At 73.1% G+C, this 18,786-nt stretch carries 18 protein-coding genes and 2 pseudogenes; 19 read left to right on the top strand and 1 reads right to left on the bottom strand.

Annotation, left to right across the window (positions count from 1 at the left end; translation table 11 throughout):
- Positions 1-32 precede the first annotated feature (32 nt).
- From AB0B14_RS19900 to AB0B14_RS19810, 19 genes and pseudogenes are all read left to right on the top strand, one after another.
- On the top strand, positions 33-1,481 hold the full coding sequence (locus AB0B14_RS19900; RefSeq protein ID WP_357069541.1) for a putative peptidoglycan glycosyltransferase FtsW: 1,449 nt from the start codon (positions 33-35) through the stop codon (positions 1,479-1,481).
- Entirely contained in the window at positions 1,481-2,587 is a 1,107-nt protein-coding gene (gene murG, locus AB0B14_RS19895) for an undecaprenyldiphospho-muramoylpentapeptide beta-N-acetylglucosaminyltransferase (protein WP_357069543.1), read from the top strand. Before AB0B14_RS19900 ends, murG begins: the two co-directional genes overlap by 1 nt.
- Positions 2,584-4,149 (top strand): UDP-N-acetylmuramate--L-alanine ligase, encoded by a 1,566-nt coding sequence (murC, locus tag AB0B14_RS19890; protein ID WP_357523442.1) that lies wholly within the window; start codon positions 2,584-2,586, stop codon positions 4,147-4,149. The genes murG and murC overlap by 4 nt, the downstream gene beginning before the upstream one ends.
- Entirely contained in the window at positions 4,146-4,964 is an 819-nt protein-coding gene (locus AB0B14_RS19885) for an FtsQ-type POTRA domain-containing protein (RefSeq protein ID WP_357069547.1), read from the top strand. Before murC ends, AB0B14_RS19885 begins: the two co-directional genes overlap by 4 nt.
- Positions 4,965-5,209: 245 nt before the next feature.
- The gene (ftsZ, locus tag AB0B14_RS19880; protein ID WP_357069549.1) at positions 5,210-6,325 is read left to right on the top strand and encodes a cell division protein FtsZ; all 1,116 of its coding nucleotides are present in this window, start codon (positions 5,210-5,212) and stop codon (positions 6,323-6,325) included.
- Positions 6,326-6,334: 9 nt separating this feature from the next.
- Positions 6,335-7,078: a YggS family pyridoxal phosphate-dependent enzyme gene (locus AB0B14_RS19875; protein ID WP_357523440.1), complete on the top strand. Its 744-nt coding sequence runs from the start codon at positions 6,335-6,337 to the stop codon at positions 7,076-7,078.
- A 190-nt stretch (positions 7,079-7,268) separates the two neighbouring features.
- On the top strand, positions 7,269-7,961 hold the full coding sequence (locus tag AB0B14_RS19870; RefSeq protein ID WP_357523438.1) for a cell division protein SepF: 693 nt from the start codon (positions 7,269-7,271) through the stop codon (positions 7,959-7,961).
- Between the two features lie 31 nt (positions 7,962-7,992).
- The gene (locus AB0B14_RS19865; protein WP_357069555.1) at positions 7,993-8,298 is read left to right on the top strand and encodes a YggT family protein; all 306 of its coding nucleotides are present in this window, start codon (positions 7,993-7,995) and stop codon (positions 8,296-8,298) included.
- A 44-nt stretch (positions 8,299-8,342) separates the two neighbouring features.
- Positions 8,343-9,152, top strand: a complete 810-nt coding sequence (locus AB0B14_RS19860; RefSeq protein WP_124820047.1) for a DivIVA domain-containing protein — start codon at positions 8,343-8,345, stop codon at positions 9,150-9,152.
- 80 nt (positions 9,153-9,232) lie between these two features.
- Positions 9,233-9,631: pseudogene (locus AB0B14_RS19855) on the top strand (hypothetical protein); the annotation flags it as partial.
- A 150-nt stretch (positions 9,632-9,781) separates the two neighbouring features.
- Positions 9,782-10,027, top strand: a pseudogene (locus tag AB0B14_RS19850) (hypothetical protein); the annotation flags it as partial.
- Positions 10,028-10,037: 10 nt separating this feature from the next.
- A complete protein-coding gene (locus tag AB0B14_RS19845; protein WP_357069557.1) occupies positions 10,038-10,343 on the top strand; it encodes a DUF167 domain-containing protein in 306 nt (101 codons plus the stop codon).
- 22 nt (positions 10,344-10,365) lie between these two features.
- A complete protein-coding gene (locus tag AB0B14_RS19840) occupies positions 10,366-11,865 on the top strand; it encodes a potassium/proton antiporter (RefSeq protein ID WP_357069559.1) in 1,500 nt (499 codons plus the stop codon).
- A gap of 227 nt (positions 11,866-12,092) precedes the next feature.
- Positions 12,093-12,512, top strand: coding sequence for a TraR/DksA C4-type zinc finger protein (locus tag AB0B14_RS19835; RefSeq protein ID WP_357069561.1), 420 nt, complete (start codon positions 12,093-12,095; stop codon positions 12,510-12,512).
- 65 nt (positions 12,513-12,577) lie between these two features.
- Positions 12,578-13,192, top strand: coding sequence for a signal peptidase II (gene lspA, locus AB0B14_RS19830; protein WP_357069563.1), 615 nt, complete (start codon positions 12,578-12,580; stop codon positions 13,190-13,192).
- Positions 13,189-14,133, top strand: a complete 945-nt coding sequence (locus AB0B14_RS19825) for an RluA family pseudouridine synthase (RefSeq protein ID WP_357069565.1) — start codon at positions 13,189-13,191, stop codon at positions 14,131-14,133. The genes lspA and AB0B14_RS19825 overlap by 4 nt, the downstream gene beginning before the upstream one ends.
- A 42-nt stretch (positions 14,134-14,175) precedes the next feature.
- Positions 14,176-15,204 carry a hypothetical protein gene (locus tag AB0B14_RS19820; RefSeq protein ID WP_357069567.1) on the top strand — a complete coding sequence of 343 codons (1,029 nt, stop codon included), beginning with the start codon at positions 14,176-14,178 and terminating at the stop codon, positions 15,202-15,204.
- 95 nt (positions 15,205-15,299) lie between these two features.
- Positions 15,300-17,084 carry an ATPase gene (locus tag AB0B14_RS19815; RefSeq protein WP_357523436.1) on the top strand — a complete coding sequence of 595 codons (1,785 nt, stop codon included), beginning with the start codon at positions 15,300-15,302 and terminating at the stop codon, positions 17,082-17,084.
- A gap of 56 nt (positions 17,085-17,140) precedes the next feature.
- On the top strand, positions 17,141-18,097 hold the full coding sequence (locus AB0B14_RS19810; protein WP_357523435.1) for a DUF2567 domain-containing protein: 957 nt from the start codon (positions 17,141-17,143) through the stop codon (positions 18,095-18,097).
- On the opposite strand, the gene AB0B14_RS19805 is transcribed toward AB0B14_RS19810, so the two are convergent.
- Positions 18,012-18,716: an LON peptidase substrate-binding domain-containing protein gene (locus AB0B14_RS19805; RefSeq protein WP_357069573.1), complete on the bottom strand. Its 705-nt coding sequence runs from the start codon at positions 18,714-18,716 to the stop codon at positions 18,012-18,014. The genes AB0B14_RS19810 and AB0B14_RS19805 overlap by 86 nt on opposite strands.
- Positions 18,717-18,786: the final 70 nt, after the last annotated feature.

Here is an 18,786-nt window from a genome sequence, read left to right as displayed (position 1 = left end):
CCGGCACGGCGTCGCGTGAGCCGGAACCGCCCGTGCCGCTGCGCGGGCTGGACGCGGCCGGCGGGCTCGCCGCGCTGCGTGGCCTGCTGGACCGGCCGCTGGCCTCCTACTACCTGCTGTTGTCCAGCGCCGGCCTGCTGCTGCTGATCGGGCTGACCATGGTCTTCTCGGCGACCAGCGTGAAGGACTTCGCCGAGGACGGCAACGCCTCGGCGTCGGTGACCAAGCAGGCCATCTTCGCGGTGCTGGGCATCGGGGCGTTCTGGGCCTGCCAGCGCCTGCCCGCCAGCACCTACCGGTCGCTGGGCCGGCCGCTGCTGTTCACCTCGATCGCGCTGCTGCTGGTGCTCAACCTGCTGGTGGCCTACGGCCGGCTCACCCGTCAGGATACGGTCGTGTTCGGGCCGGTCGAGGCAACGCTGAACTGGCTGTTCATCGGCGGGATCCAGGTGCAGCCCTCCGAGCTGGCCAAGTTCGCGCTGGTGCTGTGGGGTTCGCATGTCATCGCCCGTAAGGGGGCGGCGCTCGGCTGGTGGCGGGAGTTGGCCACCCCGCTCTTCCCGGTGCTGGGCCTGCTCTTCGTCCTGGTCGGCTACAACGACACGGGCACCATGCTCTGCCTGCTGGCCCTGGTGGTCGGCCTGCTCTGGGCCGCCGGCGTGCGGATGCGGGTCTTCGGCGCCCTGACGGTGGTCGGTCTGCTCGGCGTCGGCCTGCTCGTCGCGGTGGCCTCGCTGGGCGCCGGCTCCGGCGAGCGCGGCGCGGACAACTACCGCCTCGCCCGGCTGGACATGTTCTTCAACCCGCCGGACCCGGAGACCTGCAAACTCAACGACTGCCTCCAGTTCTACCAGGGGCGGCTGGCCATCGAGCACGGTGGCTGGTTCGGTGTCGGGCTGGGCAAGGGCAGCCTGAAGTGGGACTGGCTGCCCGAGGCGCACAACGACTTCATCTTCGCGATCATCGCCGAGGAGTTGGGCGTGATCGGGTGTGTCGTCATCCTCAGCCTGTTCGCGGTCCTCGCGTACACCGGGTTGCGGATCGCCCGCCGGGTCGACGACCCGTTCCGCCGGCTCGCCGCCGCCGCCGTGACCACCTGGCTGGTCAGCCAGGCCGTGATCAACATCGGTGGGGTGGTCGGGCTGCTGCCGATCACCGGCCTGCCGTTGCCGTTCATCTCCGACGGTGGAAGTGCCCTGGTCGTGACGTTGGCCGCGATCGGCATGCTGGCATCCTTCGCCCGTGCCGAACCCGATGCGGCCAGAGCACTGCATGCCCGTCCGCCGGCCCGGTGGGTCCGACTACTCTGGGCCCCGTTGCCGCCGCTTCCCGGCCGGCGCCGCCGACCGGCGACGCCGCCGCCGGCTGGCCGAGGGTCCGTGCCCCGGTCCCGCGAGCGGCGCCACGACGACCAGGCCGCGCCGCGCGGGGTCCGCCAGGACCGCAGCCGCGGGGGTACGGCGAGCGAGAGGAGACGCTGATGGGTCCGCTGCGTTCGGTGGTGCTCGCGGGAGGTGGCACCGGGGGGCACATCTACCCGTTGCTCGCCTTCGCCGACTGCCTGCGCCGACACGACCCGGGCGTCCGGATCACCTGCCTCGGCACACCCAAGGGCATGGAGAACGACCTGATCCCGCCGCAGGGCTACGACCTGCGGCAGATCCCCGCGTACCAGCTGCCCCGGTCGGTCAACATGAACCTGGTCCGTACCCCGGGGCGGATGTGGACCGCGGCGCGCGCCGCGGGCAAGGTGATCGACGAGGTGAAGGCCGACGTGGTCGTCGGCTTCGGTGGGTACGTCTCGGTGCCGGCCTACCTCGCCGCGTGGCGCCGGGAGCTGCCCATGGTGATCCACGAGGTGAACGTGCCGCCGGGTGTGGCCAACCGGCTGGGCATGAAGTTCACCAAGAACATCGCCGTCGGTTTTCCGCACCAGCCGAGCCAGGCCGAGTCGCTGCGCGACGCCACGATCGTCGGGGTGCCGCTGCGCCGCAGCATCGCGGGGTTGGACCGGTACGCGCTGCGCAACGCCGCCCGCGCCCACTTCGGGCTCCGCCCGGACCTGCCGGTGCTCTTCGTCTCCGGCGGCTCGTCGGGCGCCCGCTCGATCAACCTGGCGGTCTCCGGGGCGGCCAAGGAGTTGGCCCGCAACGGCGTGCAGGTGCTGCACGTGATGGGCGCCCGCAACGAGCCGGTGCCGATCCCCACCGACCTGCCGGTGCCGTACGTGACGTTGCCCTACCTGTCCGAGATGGAGCTGGGCTACGCCGCCGCCGACCTGATGCTGGCCCGGGGTGGGGCGATGACCGTCGCCGAGGTGGCCGCCATCGGGCAGCCCACCATCTACGTGCCGTACCCGCACAGCAACCAGGAGCAGCGGCGCAACGCGCTGCCCGTGGTGGAGGCCGGCGGCGGGCTGCTCGTCGACGACGCGGAGCTCACACCGGACTGGTTGGAGCGCACCGTCATCCCCCTCATCCGCGACCCCCAGCGGTTGTACGCGATGGGCGCGGCGGCGGCGGCGTACGGGCGGCGCGACGGCGACGAGGCCCTGCGGTCCTTCGTCATCGAGGCGGTGGCCCGGTGACCGCCCAGTTCACCCCGGCCGGCACGCTCACCGCCGAGGACCTGGGCGCCGTGCACCTGATCGGCGTGGGTGGGGTGGGCATGCTCGGCGTGGCCCGACTGCTGCTCACCCGCGGCATCCGGGTTTCCGGCAGCGACCTGCGGGAGTGGCCCTCGCTGGCGGGCCTGCGGGCGCTCGGCGGCACCATCCACCTGAGCCACGAGACGACGAACCTCGACGGCGTGGACACCGTCGTCTACTCGTCGGCCATTCCGCAGGACCACCTGGAGCTGGTCGAGGCACGTCGGCGCGGTCTGCGGGTGCTGCACCGCTCGGAGGCCCTGGCCGCGGCGATGACCGGCCGCCGGGCGGTGGCGGTCGCCGGCACGCACGGCAAGACCACCACCACCTCGATGGTGACGATGGTGCTCCAGCAGGCCGGTGTGGACCCGTCCTTCGTGATCGGCGGGGAGATCTCCGAGGTCGGCTCGGGTGCCCACCACGGCACCGGCGAGCACTTCGTGGTCGAGGCGGACGAGAGCGACCGCTCGTTCCTCATCTACCGCCCGTACGTCTCGATCATCACCAACGTCGAGGCCGACCACCTCAACACCTACGGCGACTACGCGACGCTTGAGGCGGCGTTCGTGGAGTTCGCCCGCCTCACCGACCCGGACGGGTTCATCATCACCTGCGCCGACGACCCGGGTGGTCGACGGCTGGCCGAGAGCCTGCGCGCCGAGGGGCGGCGGGTGTTCACCTACGGCGAGGCCGCCGACGCCGACCTGCGGTTGACCGACGTCGTCTCCTCCGCACGTGGGGTGCGCTACCTGGCCGCGATCGACGGGCGGTCGCTTGGCGAGTTCCGGCTGCCGGTGCCGGGGCGGCACATGGGGCTGAACAGCGCCGCCGCGGTGCTGACCGCGTACCTGCTGAAGCTGCCCCTGGAGGCGGCGGAGGCCGCGCTGGCGGTCTTCCCCGGCGTGCGACGGCGCTTCGAGCGCAAGGGTCTCGCGGACGGCGTGCTGGTCTACGACGAGTACGCCTACCACCCGACCTCGATGACCCTCGCGATGCAGACGCTGCGCGAGGTCGCCGGGGACGGCCGGCTGATCGTCGTCTTCCAGCCGTACCGGCTGTACCGCACCCGCGACAACCAGGCGGAGATCGCCGATGCGCTGGCCCTCGCCGACGAGGTGGTGCTGCTGGAGGTCTTCGGGCCGGGCGAGTTGCGCCAGCCCGGCGAGGGCTCGGCGGCGCTGATCGCGGCGGTGGCGTTGCCCGCCGACCGCAAGGTCTTCGTGGAGTCCTGGGAGCAGGCACCGATCGAGGTGGCCCGCCGGGCCCGCTCGGGGGACGTGGTGGTCACCATGGGCGCCCCGCCGATCTCGCTGATGGGCGACGAGTTGCTGGCCGCCCTGGGTGACCGTGCGGCCGGTCCCACACCGACCGCGACCGTCGACCCGGTGGCCACGTCCCCGGCGATCGGCGATCCGGTGCCCGGCGGGGCCACGGCCGGCGGCGACGGAGCGGCTCTCGGTGGCACCGCCGCACCCGGCGGCGCGGCGCCCCTGGCCGGATGAGTCCCGGCCCGGCCCGAGGGCGGACCCGCGCCGCCGACGGTGGCGCCCCGCGCCGTGGTCCGGCGCGGCGGTGGCAGCTGGTCCGGGCGGGCCGCGACGCGGTGCCGCCCTCGACCCGTCGGTTCATGGCCCGTGCGCGGCAGCGTCGCATGCGTGCGGCGCTGCCGTGGGCGGTGGCCGCCGGGGTGCTCGCGCTGGCCGGGCTGGTCGCCTGGACGGTGCTCGGCACCGGGCTGTTCGGGGTCCGGGACGTGCGGGTGGAGGGTGCCGACCTGGTCACCCCGGTGCAGGTGCACGACGCGGTCGCCGTGCCGGACGGGGTGCCGCTGGCCCGGGTGGATCTGGCTGCCGCCGCCCGCCGGGTCGGCGCGCTGCCGGCGGTGGAGCGGGCCACGGTCTCCCGGGACTGGCCCGACACGCTCGTGGTGCGGGTGACCGAGCGGACCCCGGTGGCGGCGGTGCCGCAGGGGGAGGCGTTCGCCCTGATCGACCGCAGCGGGGTGGCGTTCCGGACGGTGGACCGACGCCCCGCCGAGCTGCCGCAGGTGACGGTGACCCGCCCGGCCGCCGACGACCCGGGCACCCGGGCCGCGCTGGACGTCCTCACCGCGCTGACTCCGCAGCTGCGCGCCGAGTTGGTGGACGTCCGGGTGGAGGGGCTAGCCCGGATCAGCCTGCGGTTGAAGGGGGACCGGACGGTTGTCTGGGGGGACGCGACGCGGGGCACGGACAAGGCCCGGGTGGCCACCGCCCTGTTGCACGAGGACGCCGCGCGGATCGACGTGAGCGCGCCCGACGTGGTGACCTTTCGCTGACCGGGGAGCGCCGTGGAGGGTGAGCCGTCGCGCTCGGGTCGGCGACACGCCGGCCGGGTCCTTGGCTCATCGCGCGGTGGCGCTTACGTTGCCCCGAAGAGGTTCAGTGGTTGACATAACTGTAAGCCTCTAGTAGAGGGTGAGGGTTCACCCCTGACTCTCGCTGGTGACAGCTGTCGTCGGCCGCTGGTCTGGCCACGCCGTACCCGGTCGGCCGAAGCCAATCTCGAAGGAAAGGACCGGAGATGACACCTCCGCACAACTACCTGGCGGTCATCAAGGTCGTCGGCATCGGGGGAGGCGGCGTCAACGCCGTCAACCGGATGATCGAGGTTGGGCTCAAGGGCGTCGAGTTCATCGCGATCAACACCGATGCCCAGGCGCTGCTGATGAGTGACGCCGACGTCAAGCTCGACGTCGGCCGGGAGTTGACCCGTGGCCTGGGGGCCGGGGCCAACCCCGACGTCGGCAAGAACGCCGCCGAGGACCACCGCGACGAGATCGAGGAGGTGCTCAAGGGCGCCGACATGGTCTTCGTGACCTGCGGTGAGGGCGGCGGCACCGGCACCGGTGGCGCGCCCGTGGTCGCCAACATCGCCCGCAAGCTCGGCGCGCTGACCATCGGCGTGGTGACCCGGCCGTTCTCCTTCGAGGGCAAGCGCCGCCAGGTGCAGGCCGAGACGGGAATAGACGAGCTGCGCAACCAGTGCGACACGCTCATCGTGATCCCGAACGACCGGCTGCTGGCCCTGGGTGACCGCAACATCAGCATGATGGACGCGTTCCGCACGGCGGACCAGGTGCTGCTCTCCGGTGTGCAGGGCATCACCGACCTGATCACCACCCCGGGTCTGATCAACCTGGACTTCGCCGACGTCAAGAGCGTGATGAGCGGCGCCGGCAGCGCGTTGATGGGCATCGGCAGCGCGCGCGGGGAGAACCGCGCGGTCGAGGCGGCCGAGGCGGCCATCTCCAGCCCGCTGCTGGAGCAGAGCATGGACGGCGCGCGGGGTGTGCTGCTCTCCATCGCCGGCGGCTCCGACCTGGGCCTGTTCGAAATCAACGACGCCGCCCAACTGGTCACCGACGCGGCCCACCCGGACGCCAACATCATCTTCGGCGCGGTCATCGACGACGCGCTCGGCGACGAGGTGCGGGTGACGGTCATCGCGGCGGGCTTCGACGGCGGCACTCCGGCGTACAAGGCGGCCGAGCCGACCCGCAAGACCAACACCAACCAGCCGGCGCCGCAGAGCACCCCGGTGCCGGCACCGGTCAGCAACCCGGCACCGGCCCAGTCGCCGCGCCGCGTGCTCTTCGACGACGTGGACGTGCCCGACTTCCTCAAGAACGGGTCCTGAGCACCGCCGATGACCGACAGCTCAGCCACGGTACGACCGGACCGGCACGCCGAACTGGCGGCCGGCCTGGCCCAGATCCGGTCCCGTATCGCCGACGCCTGCGCGCAGGCCGGTCGGGACCGCGCCGAGGTCACGATGATCGCCGTGACGAAGACCTACCCGGCCAGCGACGTGGTGGCGCTGGCCGGGCTCGGGGTGACCGACGTGGGGGAGAACCGCGACCAGGAGGCGGCCGGTAAGGCCGCCGAGGTGGCCGCTGCCGGGGTACGCCCCCGCTGGCATTTCATCGGCCAGTTGCAGCGCAACAAGGCCCGCTCGGTGGTCCGCTACGCCGACGCGGTGCACTCGGTGGACAGCGTTCGGCTGGCCCGGGCGTTGGCGGCCGCGACAGTCGACCGGGAGGTGCCACTGGACGCCATGGTCCAGGTGAGCATCGACGGCGACGCGGCCCGGGGCGGTGCGCTGCCCGGCTCGGCCGATCCGGGCGCCGGGCTGGAGCCGGTGGCCGAGGCGATCGCCGACGCGCCGGGTCTGCGTCTGGTCGGTCTGATGGCGGTGGCTCCGCTGGGGTGGGAGCCGGAACGCGCCTTCGCCCGACTCGCCGAGGTGGCCGTCGCCTTTCGGACGGTCCATCCGGGAGCCACCGGGCTGTCCGCGGGGATGAGCGGGGATTTCGACATCGCGATCCGATACGGCGCGACACATGTACGCGTCGGTAGCGCGTTGCTCGGAATGCGTCCCACGCTGCGGTAGCCTGACCGCGAGACATGCAAATTACATCAGTGTTGTTTCAGGGGAGCGGCGCTCCTGGTCGGGGTCGGGCGCGCGACGCGAATCGCGTGCTGGGGGGATTGCGGTTCCGGTCCGATGGGCATGGTTGTCCACTCGCGACGGGCGACATGGCACGGGGGCGCGTGCCGCACGGCGGACGGAAGGGCGCGGGATGGGTGCACTGCGCAAGGCGGGGGTCTGGCTCGGTCTGGTCGAAGAAGACGACGAGCGGGCCTACGACGACGGTGGTTACGACAAGGGTGGCTACCGCGACTCGCGGTACCGGCAGAGCCGGTACGCCGAGGAGTTCGCCGACGAGGACGAGGACGACACCGAGGAGCCGCCGGCTCCCCGGCCGCGTGCCACTGAGCGGGGTCGACTCTCCGAGCGGACGAGCGGGCGGTTGAGCGAGTCCGAGCGTGGTGACGGCGAGCGCGCGGAGCGGGCCGAGCGGTCCAGCGTGCGGTCGATCACCCGGTCGTCGGCGGGCGAGACCTCCGGCGCCTTGTCGTACCACACCCGCGACAACCTGGCCCTGGCGCCGCAGGTCGCGTCGCGGGAGCGGGCCCTTCCCGAGGAGGAGCAGCGCTACCAGATCACCACGCTGCACCCGACCACCTACCGGGAGGCGCGCACCATCGGTGAGCACTTCCGCGACGGCGTCCCGGTGATCATCAATCTCACCGAAATGGATGAGGCCGACGCCCGCCGTCTGGTTGACTTCGCGGCCGGTCTGGCGTTCGGCCTGCGCGGTACGATCGAGCGCGTGACCAATCGGGTGTTCCTGCTCTCACCGGCTAACGTCCAGGTCACCGCTGAGGACAAGGCCAAGATCGCTGAGGGCGGCTTTTTCAGTTTGAGTTGACCCCCGCCCGACCCGAGGGACGTCGCTGACCGTGTTGTCGATCTTACTGCAAGTGCTGTACCTGATCCTTTATGTCTTCCTGCTTCTTCTTCTGTCCCGGTTCGTGTTGAGCGCCGTCCTGCAGTACGGCCGTCGCTGGCAACCGGGGCGTGGCGCATCGGCAGGATTGGAATCCGTGTGGAGCGTCACTGATCCCCCTCTCAACGCGTTGAGGCGTGTGATCCCTCCGCTGCGAATTGGTACCGTGAGCATCGACCTGGCCTCCCTTGTGCTCCTGGTTATCCTGTTCGTGCTGATGGAGTTCGTGTTAGGGCCGTCGATCACGGCAACTGCCTGATGACCGACGCGCTTTCGCGGCCGCAACTGACCCGAGGAGTTTCGATGCCGCTGACCCCGGCCGACGTCCACAACGTCGCCTTCAAAAAGCCGCCGATCGGCAAGCGGGGGTATGACGAGGAGGAGGTCGACGCCTTCCTGGACGAGGTCGAGCGCGAGCTCGCCCGTCTCATCGAGGAAAACAACGAGCTGCGCGCCCAGGTGGAGCGCGGCGGCCGTGGCGGCGCCCCCGCCGGCCCCGGCGGCGACGCCCGACTGGCGGCGGAGCTCAACGACGTCAAGGCCCAACTGGACCGGGTGCAGCGCGACAAGTCGGCAGCCGAGCAGGCCGCCCGCGCGATGCAGGCCGAGCTGGAGCAGGTCCGCGCGACCGGCGGCCCGGCCGGCGGCGTCACCGGTGACGGTGAGCAGCAGGCCCTGCGCGTGCTGATGATGGCCCAGCGCACCGCCGACGACCACGTGTCCGACGCGCGCCGCGAGGCCGACCAGCTGCTGTCCGAGGCCCGTGGCAAGGCCGAGGAGGTGACCCGCGAGGCGCGCGCGAAGGCCGACGCCCTGGAGCGGGACGCCCGCCAGCGGCACCAGGAGGCCATGGGCGGCCTGGACGCCAAGCGCACGGCCCTGCAGAAGCACATCGAGGAGCTCAAGCAGTTCGAGCGTGAGTACCGCACGCGGCTCAAGGCGTACCTGGAGAGCCAGCTGCGCGACCTCGACGGTCGTGGCCAGGGCCTGGAGGCCGAGATGACCCGCTCCGAGGCAGGCCGGGTCGCCGGCGGCAACGGGCTGGCCGCTGCGGGTCTCGCCGGTTCGTACGGCGGCGGCGGGCGTTCCGGCGCCCTCGAAGCCGGACGCTGAGCGCCGGCCGGCGATCGCTAACCGCACATGGTGACGGTCGCCGGCCCTGTCTGGACGGTACGACGCGGCGGGGGTGAGCCGTGATTGTCGCAAGTCTCCTGCTCATCCTCGTCGCGGTGGTGCTCCTGGTGCTCGGCCTGGCCGGTGGCTCCAGTGTTCTGTTGATCATCTCTATCGCGGCCAGTCTGCTGGCCGCCGTGGCATTGGTGGTGGGCGCCCGCCAGGCAGCCGCCAACCGCGCCACGGCGGATCCCGGCCGGCCCGACCGGCGGCACCCCGACGCACCCCGCACGGCCAGCCAGGCCAGCCCGGGTGTCGCGTACGGGCCGCCGTTGGTCGAGCCGGAGGTGCCGGTCCAGCACGTGCCCACGACGGTGGGGACCGGCGGCACCGGGTGGCGGCAACCACCCGCGCCGCCGGTCGACCACACCGCACCCGCCGACGATGCGCCGAGCCTCGACCCACGGGTCGACGCTGCGTCTCCGTTCGACCCACGGGTCGACGCTGCGTCCCCGTACGACGCGGGGGCGCCGCTCGGGACGTCGGCCGACGACGTGCCCCCCGCGGCCAGGCCGGTCAGCCCGGCGTCGTCGGTGGCGACGTCGACCGACGACGAGTTGGGCCACGGCGCCCCGGCCGCCGACGAGCCGGCCGAGCAGTTGGTCACCCCCGCCGAGGCGGCCCGGGTGGCACGACTGTCCGACGCCGTCCAGGTGGTGGACGGCCACCCCCGCTACCACCTCGACAGCTGCCCACATCTGGTGGGCTGGGTGCCCGAGACGCTGCCGGTCGCCGAGGCCGCCGAGCTCGGCTTCACCCCGTGCGCCTCCTGCGCGCCGGCCACCGCCCTGCTTGCCGACGTCCGGCCGATCTGAAGCGGTGCCGGTGCCCGCACAGGACACGCTCACCGTGGCGGTACGGGTGAAGCCCGCCGCCTCCGCCGACCGGGTGGGCGGCCGCTTCGATGGCCCGCACGGTCCCGCCCTCGTGATCGCGGTACACGATCCGGCCGTCGACGGTCGGGCGACCGAGGCGGCCCGGCGGGCCCTGGCGGCTGCCCTGGGCGTGCGACGGGCCGCGGTCACCCTGCGCGCCGGCGCGGCCAGTCGGGACAAGCTCTTCCTCGTCGATCGGCCCAGCCCCGAGCTTCCCGAGGTGCTGCGCCGACTGCGCGACGGATCCGCCGAGTGAGGAACGTCCAGGCCGGGCAGCCGTGACGCCCGAGTTTGATATCGCGCTGCTGCTGGGTGCGGCGGTGCTGCTGGTGGCCGTCGGCGCGGTGCGCCTCTCCACCCGGCTGGGTGTGCCCAGCCTGCTGGTCTACCTGGCGCTGGGCGTCGCGATCGGCGAGAGCGGGCTGGGCATCCGCTTCGACGACGTCGAGTTGACCCGTACCCTCGGCTTCTGCGCACTGATCGTGATCATCGCGGAGGGTGGCCTGACCGCCCGGTGGACCACGCTGCGCCCGGTGCTCGGGCTGGCGTCCGCCCTCTCCACACTCGGCGTGGTCGTGAGCATCGTGGTGGTTGGCGTCGCCGTGCACCTGTTGCTGGGGCTGGACTGGCGGTTGGCGCTGCTCTACGGCGCGGTGCTCTCGTCCACCGACGCGGCGGCCGTGTTCGCCACCCTGCGCCGGCTGCGGCTGCCACCCCGGCTGGTGGCGACCCTGGAGGCCGAGTCGGGCATGAACGACGCCCCGGTGGTGCTGCTGGTGGTGCTGCTGTCGCACCAGGGCTGGTCGCACCCGTGGTGGTACGAGGTCGGGCTGGTCTGTTACGAGTTGGGCGTCGGCGCGGCGGTGGGGCTGGGTGCGGGCGTCGCCGGCACCTGGGCGCTGCGCCGGGCCGCGCTGCCCTCGGCCGGGCTCTATCCGATCGCCGCGGTGGGCATCACCGTGCTGGCGTACGCCGCGGGGGCGGTGTTGCACGCCTCCGGGTTCCTCGCCGTCTACGTGGCCGGGGTGCTGCTGGGCAACGCCCGGTTGTCCCATCGGCAGGCGATCCTCGGCTTCGCCGACGGGCTGGCGTGGCTCGCCCAGATCGGGTTGTTCGTGCTGCTCGGGCTGCTGGCCTCGCCGGGCCGGCTGGACGCGGCGGTGTTGCCCGCGGTGGTCGCGGGGCTGGCCCTGGTGCTGTTGGCCCGCCCGCTGTCGGTGGCCGTCTCGGCGCTGCCGTTCCGGGTCGACCTCCGCGAACAGGCGTTCCTGTCCTGGGCGGGGCTGCGCGGGGCGGTGCCGATCGTGTTGGCCACCATTCCGCTCTCCGAGCGGGTGCCCGGGGCGGAACGCCTCTTCGACGTGGTCTTCGTGCTGGTGGTGATCTTCACGCTGGTGCAGACCGGGACACTCGGGCCGTTCGCCCGCCGGTTGCGGGTGACCGCGCCGGCCGAGGCCACCGAGATCCACCTGGAGACCGCGCCACTGGAGCGGATGCGGGCGGACCTGCTGCAGTTGGAGGTGCCGCCGGGTTCGCGGTTGGCGGGCGTGCACGTCGACGAGTTGCGGCTTCCGCTGGGCGCGTCGGTCACCCTGGTGCTGCGCGACGGGGTGGGTTTCGTGCCCACGCCGGGCACCCGGCTGAAGACCGGCGACAGTCTGCTGATCGTGGCGACCGCAGGGGTGCGCGACGCCGCCGAACGGCGGCTGCGGGCGGTCAGCCGGCGGGGTCGCCTGGCCCGATGGTTTGGCGAGTACGGGGATGAGGCGGTCGGTTGACCTGCTAGCGTTCCCTTTGCCCTAGTTAGGCAGGGCTAGGGGTAGTTGAGCGGTGCGACGGTGCGGCACGTTGTCGGACGCCTGTACGTTCCGTATTCTTGCCAACCTCCGGAGTACGCGGCCATCGTTGCCGTGTGCCCCTTTTCGTCCAATTTTAGGGGACGCCGTGGTCGGCGCCCCTGACCAGGCGCCGCGGACACGCGGCTCCCCGGCCGAGGGAGCGACCCATGGCGAAGCCAGCCGACACCAGGACCGCCGGGCGCAAGCCGGTGGCGAAGGCCACCCGCAGCACGGCGGAGACCGAGAAGATCCGGGCGGCGCTGGCGGCGCGGCGGGACGAGCTTCGCGCCGAGTACGATCAGACGCTGAGTGAGATCACCGAGCTGCAGCGCGATCGGCTGACCGACTCGGCCGGGGACGACCAGGCCGACACGGGCACCAAGACGCTCGAGCGGGAGCAGGAGATCTCTCTCGCCAACAGCATCCTGGAACGAACCACACAGGTCGAGCGCGCTCTGGAGCGTCTCGACGAGGGTGGTTACGGCTGGTGCGAGCGGTGCGGCAACCCGATCCCGGTCGAGCGCCTCGCCGCCTTCCCGTCGGCCACCCAGTGTGTGACGTGCAAGCAGCTGGAGGAGCGGCGCTGAGGTCCGTTCCCCGGCGGCGATGAGACGGTGAGCGATCACCGCCGAGACACCTCGATGGGGAGCGCATGACCGCAGCACCGTCCGCCGAACCCGGCCGCACCGACCCGGGCGGCGGCACCCGCCGCTCCCGGGCCGTCGCGATTCTCGCCGGAGTCGCCCTGGTGGCCCTGCTGGCCGACCTGGTCACCAAGCACCTCGCGCTGGCCGCGTTGACCGACCGGGAACCGGTCCGGTTGCTCGGCGGGACCGTCTATCTGAGTCTGACCCGCAACAGCGGCGCCGCCTGGAGCATCGGCGCCGACCACACCTGGGTCTTCCCGCTGATCACCATCGGTGTGGTCGGCTGGATCGTCTGGATGGCCCTGCGGCTGCGCTCACTGCCCTGGGCGATCTGCCTCGGCCTGGTGTTGGGCGGCGCGCTGGGCAACCTCGTCGACCGGATCTTCCGGGCCCCCGCGCCCTTCCACGGCCACGTGGTCGACATGATCAGCCTGTTCGACCCGTACGGCCAGGTCTGGCCGGTGTTCAACCTGGCCGACAGCTCGCTGGTCTGCGGTGTGCTGCTGGCCGTGCTGCTGGAGCTGACCGGCCGCCAGCGTGACGGCGGGCGGGCCGGCCGCGACGGCGACCCGGCCGAGACGGACGCCGTGCAGGGCACCGACCAGCGGGAGCGGGCATGACCTCCGCGTTCGCCGCTGGCGGCGACCACCGTTCCCTCCCCGTCCCGGACGGCCTCGACGGCATGCGACTGGACCAGGCGGTGGCCCGTCTGTTCGGGCTCTCCCGCACCGCCGCCGCGGCCCTGGTCGACGCCGGGGACGCACTTGTCGACGGCACCTCCCGAGCCAACTCGCACAAGGTCAAGGCCGGCTCCTGGCTGGAGGTCACGCTGCCCGCCCCGGTCGCACCGCCGACCGTGGTGCCGCAGGCGGTGCCCGGCCTGCGGGTGGTCTACGCCGACGACGACATCGTGGTGGTGGACAAGCCGGTGGGGGTCGCCGCACATCCCAGCCCCGGATGGACCGGCCCGACGGTGATCGGTGCGCTCGCCGCGATCGGGCACCGCATCTCCACAAGTGGCGCGGCCGAGCGGCAGGGCGTGGTGCACCGGCTCGACGTGGGCACCACCGGGATCATGGCGGTGGCCAAGAGCGAGCAGGCGTACACGGCGTTGAAGCGGGCCTTCAAGTACCGCGAGGTGGACAAGGGCTACCACGCGGTGGTGCAGGGTCACCTGGACCCGCTGCGCGGCACCGTCGACGCGCCGATCGACAGGCACCCCACCCACGACTACCGCTGGGCGGTGGTCTCCGGCGGCAAACCGAGCATCACCCACTACGACACCCTGGAGGCGTTCCCGGCGGCCAGCCTGGTCGACGTCCGCCTGGAGACCGGGCGGACCCACCAGATCCGGGTGCACTTCTCCACCATGCGGCACCCGTGCGTGGGTGACCTCACCTACGGTGCCGATCCCACCCTCTCGGCCCGTCTCGGCCTGGCCCGACAGTGGCTGCACGCCCGCGAACTGAGCTTCCTGCACCCCCGAACGGGGGACGAGGTCCGGTTCGTCAGCGACTACCCTGACGACCTGGACCGCGCGCTCCAGATCCTGCGTGACTGAGCGGCGGCCGCCCGACACCGATCCGACGAGGGGATCCCGCCCGTGCGCGCCGGCAACCTGCTGCGGCAGCTGGACCAACGGTTGCTGCCGCCGCTGACCCGGGCCGTGGCCCGGCTGGGCGACCGGTCGGCGCGGTCCGGGGTGCTCACCTGGGCGGCCGCGTTGTCCGCGGCGGCGGTGCTGGGGACCGCGCTCTGGGCCGCCGACGAGACTCCGGTCGGTGACCGGACGGTGGGCGAGGTGACCCGGGTCGGCGTCTCCGACGGCGACTCCGTGCCCGGCTACCTGCGGTCCGCCGCCGCCGACCTGGCCGCGCTGCCCGAGTCGACCCCGGCCGCCGAGGACGGGACCTACGCGCTTGTCACGCTCGTCGCGTACCTGCCGCCGCAGCGCCTGGCGACGGTGCTCGGCGACGTGCCGGTCTCGGCGGTCTTCGGGCGGGTCCCGCTGCCCGGGCGACAGACCGAGATCGTCAAGATTCCCGCGCTGCGGGTGCCGGACGACGTGGTCGCCGGGATGGACCAGGTGGCGGCCCGCAAGGACACCGAAGCCGCCGACTACCGGGCCCGGGCCGCCGCGGTCGACGGCGAGGGTGCGGACGAGCGGGAGTTGCGTGCCCGTTACGCCAGCGGCGCCGAGGTGGCGACCGCCGAGGCGGCCGCGTACCGCACCGGCTGTGCCTGCGTCTACGCGGCGGTGGTCCGCGCGACGCCGGTGGTGTTGCGGGGCATGGCGGCCCGCCCGGACGTGCGGGCGGTCGACCCCGCCCCCGAGGTGTACCGGCTGGACCGCACGGTATTCCTACCGCCCCTGCCCGAGCAGCGTGACGTGGTACGCCCGCCGGCCGACACCGGCCCGAGCGCCGAACCGACTCCGACGCGGCGGACCGAGCCGGCGCCGGACCCGGCGGTGCCCTCGGCGTCGATGGGCGAATCGTCGGAACCCGCACCGGTCGTGACGATTCCGTTACCCGCGCCGTCGTCGGCGGAACCCACCGAGACAGCGCCGTCGAGCGCCACCACCTCGCCGGACACCACAGTCGTCGAGCCGCCGACGCCGACGTCGTCGTGATGTGCGTCGGCTGGTGTGCGTTCTGAGGTGTGGTCCGAATAGGGTTTGCTTCGTAGCCTGTCAGACGGAGATCGATGGCGCTGGGAGGGCGGGCCGTGGAGGGCAGTGAGACCGGCTGGGGCCGGCCGGCCGAACCAGCGCCGCGGTGGCGCGCGTTGTTGGACCGCGCCCGGCTGGGCGGTCGCGGCGCGGAGCAGACCGAGCCGGAGCGGCGGGCCGACGAGGCGCCGCCGGATCCGCTGCCCCGACGCGCGGCCCCGAACGGGTACGCCGGGCGGGCACCCGCCGTCGGGCAGCCGGCCGAGTTGTCGTACGGCGCGGACCCGGCCTACCGGGCCGAGGCGACCTACCGCGTCGACCCCGCGTACCGGGCCGAGCCGGCGTACCGGGCGGATCCCGGCTACGGGGCCGAGCCGGACTACCGAGCCGAGCCGGCGTACCGGTCGGAACCGGCGTACCGGGCCGAGCCCGCGTACCGGGCCGAGCCGGCCTATCGCGCCGAGCCGGCCTATCGCGTCGAGCCGGACTACCGGGCCGAGCCGGGCTACCAAACTGAGCCGGGCTATCGGGCGGAGCCGGGTTACCGGGCCGAGCCGGGCTATCAGGTCGAGCCGGACTACCGGGCTGACCCGGGCTACCGGGCTGAGCCGGGCTACCGGGCTGAGCCGGGCTACCAAACTGAGCCGGACTATCGGGCCGAGCCGGGCTACCGGGCCGAGCCGGATTACCGGGCCGAGCCGGGCTACCGGGCCGAGCCGGGCTACCCGGCGGAGCCGACGTACCGGGCCGAACCCGAGACGCCGCCCGGCACCGCCGACCCGGCCCAGTCCCGCTACGCGCTGCTGGACAACGGCTACCGGCAGGGCGACCCACCGGCCGAGTCGCGGTACGCGCTGCTGGAGACCGGCTACCAGCCGGAGACCGGTTACCCGGTGACCGCGCCACCACCCCCACCGGTCGCGCCCGCACCCGCCGCGCCGATCGTGCCGCCACCCACCCCGGCGGCCGGCTCGGCGATCGCCGAACGCGGCTATCCGGCCCGTGTCGAGTGGCGCCCCCAGGGCGTCGACCCGGAGCAGGAGCGGGCCAACGGGGTGCTCCGCCGAGACCTGGGCACACCCCGGGTGTTCGCCTTCGCCAACCCCAAGGGCGGGGTGCACAAGACCACCGCCACCGTGCTCGCCGCGGCCACCGTCGGCAGCGTGCGGGGGCAGGGCGTACTGGCCTGGGACGACAACGAGCTGCGCGGCACCCTCGGGCTGCGCGCCGGCAGCGCCCGGCACGCCCGGACGATCCGGCACCTGATCAGCGACCTGGCCCAGATCGAGATCCTCGAGGGCTCGACCCTGCTGGGTCGGCTGGACGACTACCTGCGGCACGCCTCCGACGGCTCGTACGACGTGCTGGCCGGCGAGGAGAGCCCGCGCTTCGCCCAACGACTGGACCAGTTCACCGTGCGACGCGTGCTGGAGCTGCTGCGGCGTACCCACGACGTGGTGTGCGTGGACACCGGCAACAACGTGGAGAGCCCCAACTGGCGCACGGTGATGCAGGCCGCGGACCAACTGGTGGTGACCACCGTGCCCCGGGAGGACGCCGCGTTCAGCGCGGACTGGATGCTCGACCTGCTGCACGAGGAGGGCATGGGCGAGCTGGCGGACAACGCGATCACCCTCATCTCCTGCCCGACCCCGGGCCGCTCGCCCTTGCAGGACGACCTGGAGCGGCACTTCGCCACCCGTACCCGTGGCGTGGCCGTGGTGCCGTACGACGCGGCGCTGGAGACTGGTTCGTCGATCGAGTACCACCAACTGCAGCCGGAGACCCGGCAGGCGTGGCTGCACGCGGCGGCGATGATGGTGGAGCCGTTCGCCCGGTGAGTGGGTCTGCCGCCACCGGCACCCCGGCCCCGCACCGGGCCTGAGAGGATCATCGGGTGAGCCCGGACAACCCCGACCGCGAGCGGCCCGTCGACGAGCCCGACCAATCCACGCCGCCCCGAGCGCCGGGCGCGACACCGTCACCCGGCGAGCAGCCGCCCGCCACCGACCAGGCTTCGGTTGGCGACCACGCCTTGGTTGGCGAGCAGCCGCCGGTCGCTGAGCCGCTGTCGGTCGCCGACCAGCCGCTGGGCGCCGAGCAGCCGCCGGGCGCCGAGCAGCCGCCGATCGGCGAGCAGGCCGGGCTCGGCGTGGGTGACGCTGCTTCTTCGGCGGCGTACCAGAGCTCTCTGGAGCTGAGCTTCGACGAGCCGCGCCGTCCGCTGCGCACCGTGGCGACGGTGCTGGGCGCCGTGCTCGCGCTGGCTGTGCTGGGTGTGCCGTTCGGGCTGCTCTGGGCCGTGCTCGCGCCGGACACCCCGGTGCTCAAGACCGCCGAGGGGGCGATCTACGCCGACCCGCAGCCGGAGCAGCCGATCGCCGCGGACGGGTGGTTCAGCCTGCTCGGGCTCGGCTTCGGGCTGCTGGTGGCGGTTGCCCTGTGGTTCGTGCTGCGGCGGCGGCGTGGCCCGGTCGGGCTGCTCGCCGCGGTGCTCGGCGCGTTGGTCGCCGCACCGGTGGCCTGGCAGGTGGGTCGACGGGTCGGCCTGGCGACCTTCGACCGGCTGTTGGCCACCGCCCCGGCCGGGCAGGCCTTCACCAAACCCGCCGACCTGCGCGCCGGTGGGGTCGACTGGCTGCTCGACGTGCTGCCGGTGCCGCACGGCAACCTGCTGCTGCCGGCGTTCGGTGCCGCGGTCATGTACACCCTGCTGGCCGGCTGGTCGCGGTGGCCGGGGCTGCGCCCGGAGCCCGACCCGGCGGGGCTCAGTTGGGTGTCGGCGGGGACGCCAACTCCGCAAGCGGCACCGGCACCGCCCGCACCTGACGAAGCAGAGCCGCCTCGCGGTTGAGCAGCCGCAGCTCGGCGCGGAGCCGGGCGGCGGTGTCGTCGATCGCCAGCAGGCGCTGCCGGTCGTCGACGGTGAGCGCCGCGGTCGCCGCCACCAGGTGGGACAGCACCGTGGGGTCCTCCGGCAGTTGCTCGGAGATCTCCTCCGGGTCGGAGCGGATCAGGCCGAGGTACTGCCGGAAGACCGCGATCACCCGGGCGGCCAGCAGCTCGGCCACCTCGTCCGGCCCGGCCGGCTCGGGCAGCCACTCCACGTCGGCGGTCAGGTAGGGCGCGGCGCTGTCGTCGACCTCGGCGATCCGGAAGCGACGCCGGCCGACCGTGACGATGTCGAAGCCCCCGTCGGCCAACTCGGTGACCTGGCGCAGCTCGGCGGTGCAGCCCACCTCGTGCAGGGTGACCTCGCCGCCGCTCGGCGTCGCGCGGGCGCCGGGACCGGCGGGCGCGACCTCCCAACCGGACTGGATGGCCACCACGCCGAACTCACGCGGAGCGCCCTCGGGCAGGTCGACGAGGTGGCGGACAAGCGCCCGGTAGCGCTCCTCGAAGATGTGCAGCGGCAGCACCAACCCGGGAAAGAGCACTGTTGCGAGCGGGAACACCGGCAGCCGTGCGGTCACATCGTCGAGCCTAACCAATCTCGCCTCCGCAGGCGTGGCCCGGCTCACCGTCCCGGCGGACGGGCGGCTC

It is taken from the genome of Micromonospora sp. NPDC049171 (genome assembly GCF_040648275.1).
Classification (GTDB): Bacteria; Actinomycetota; Actinomycetes; order Mycobacteriales; family Micromonosporaceae; genus Micromonospora.
The sequence above is the reverse complement of the archived record's forward strand: the minus strand, read 5'-3'. Positions and strand labels throughout refer to the sequence as shown.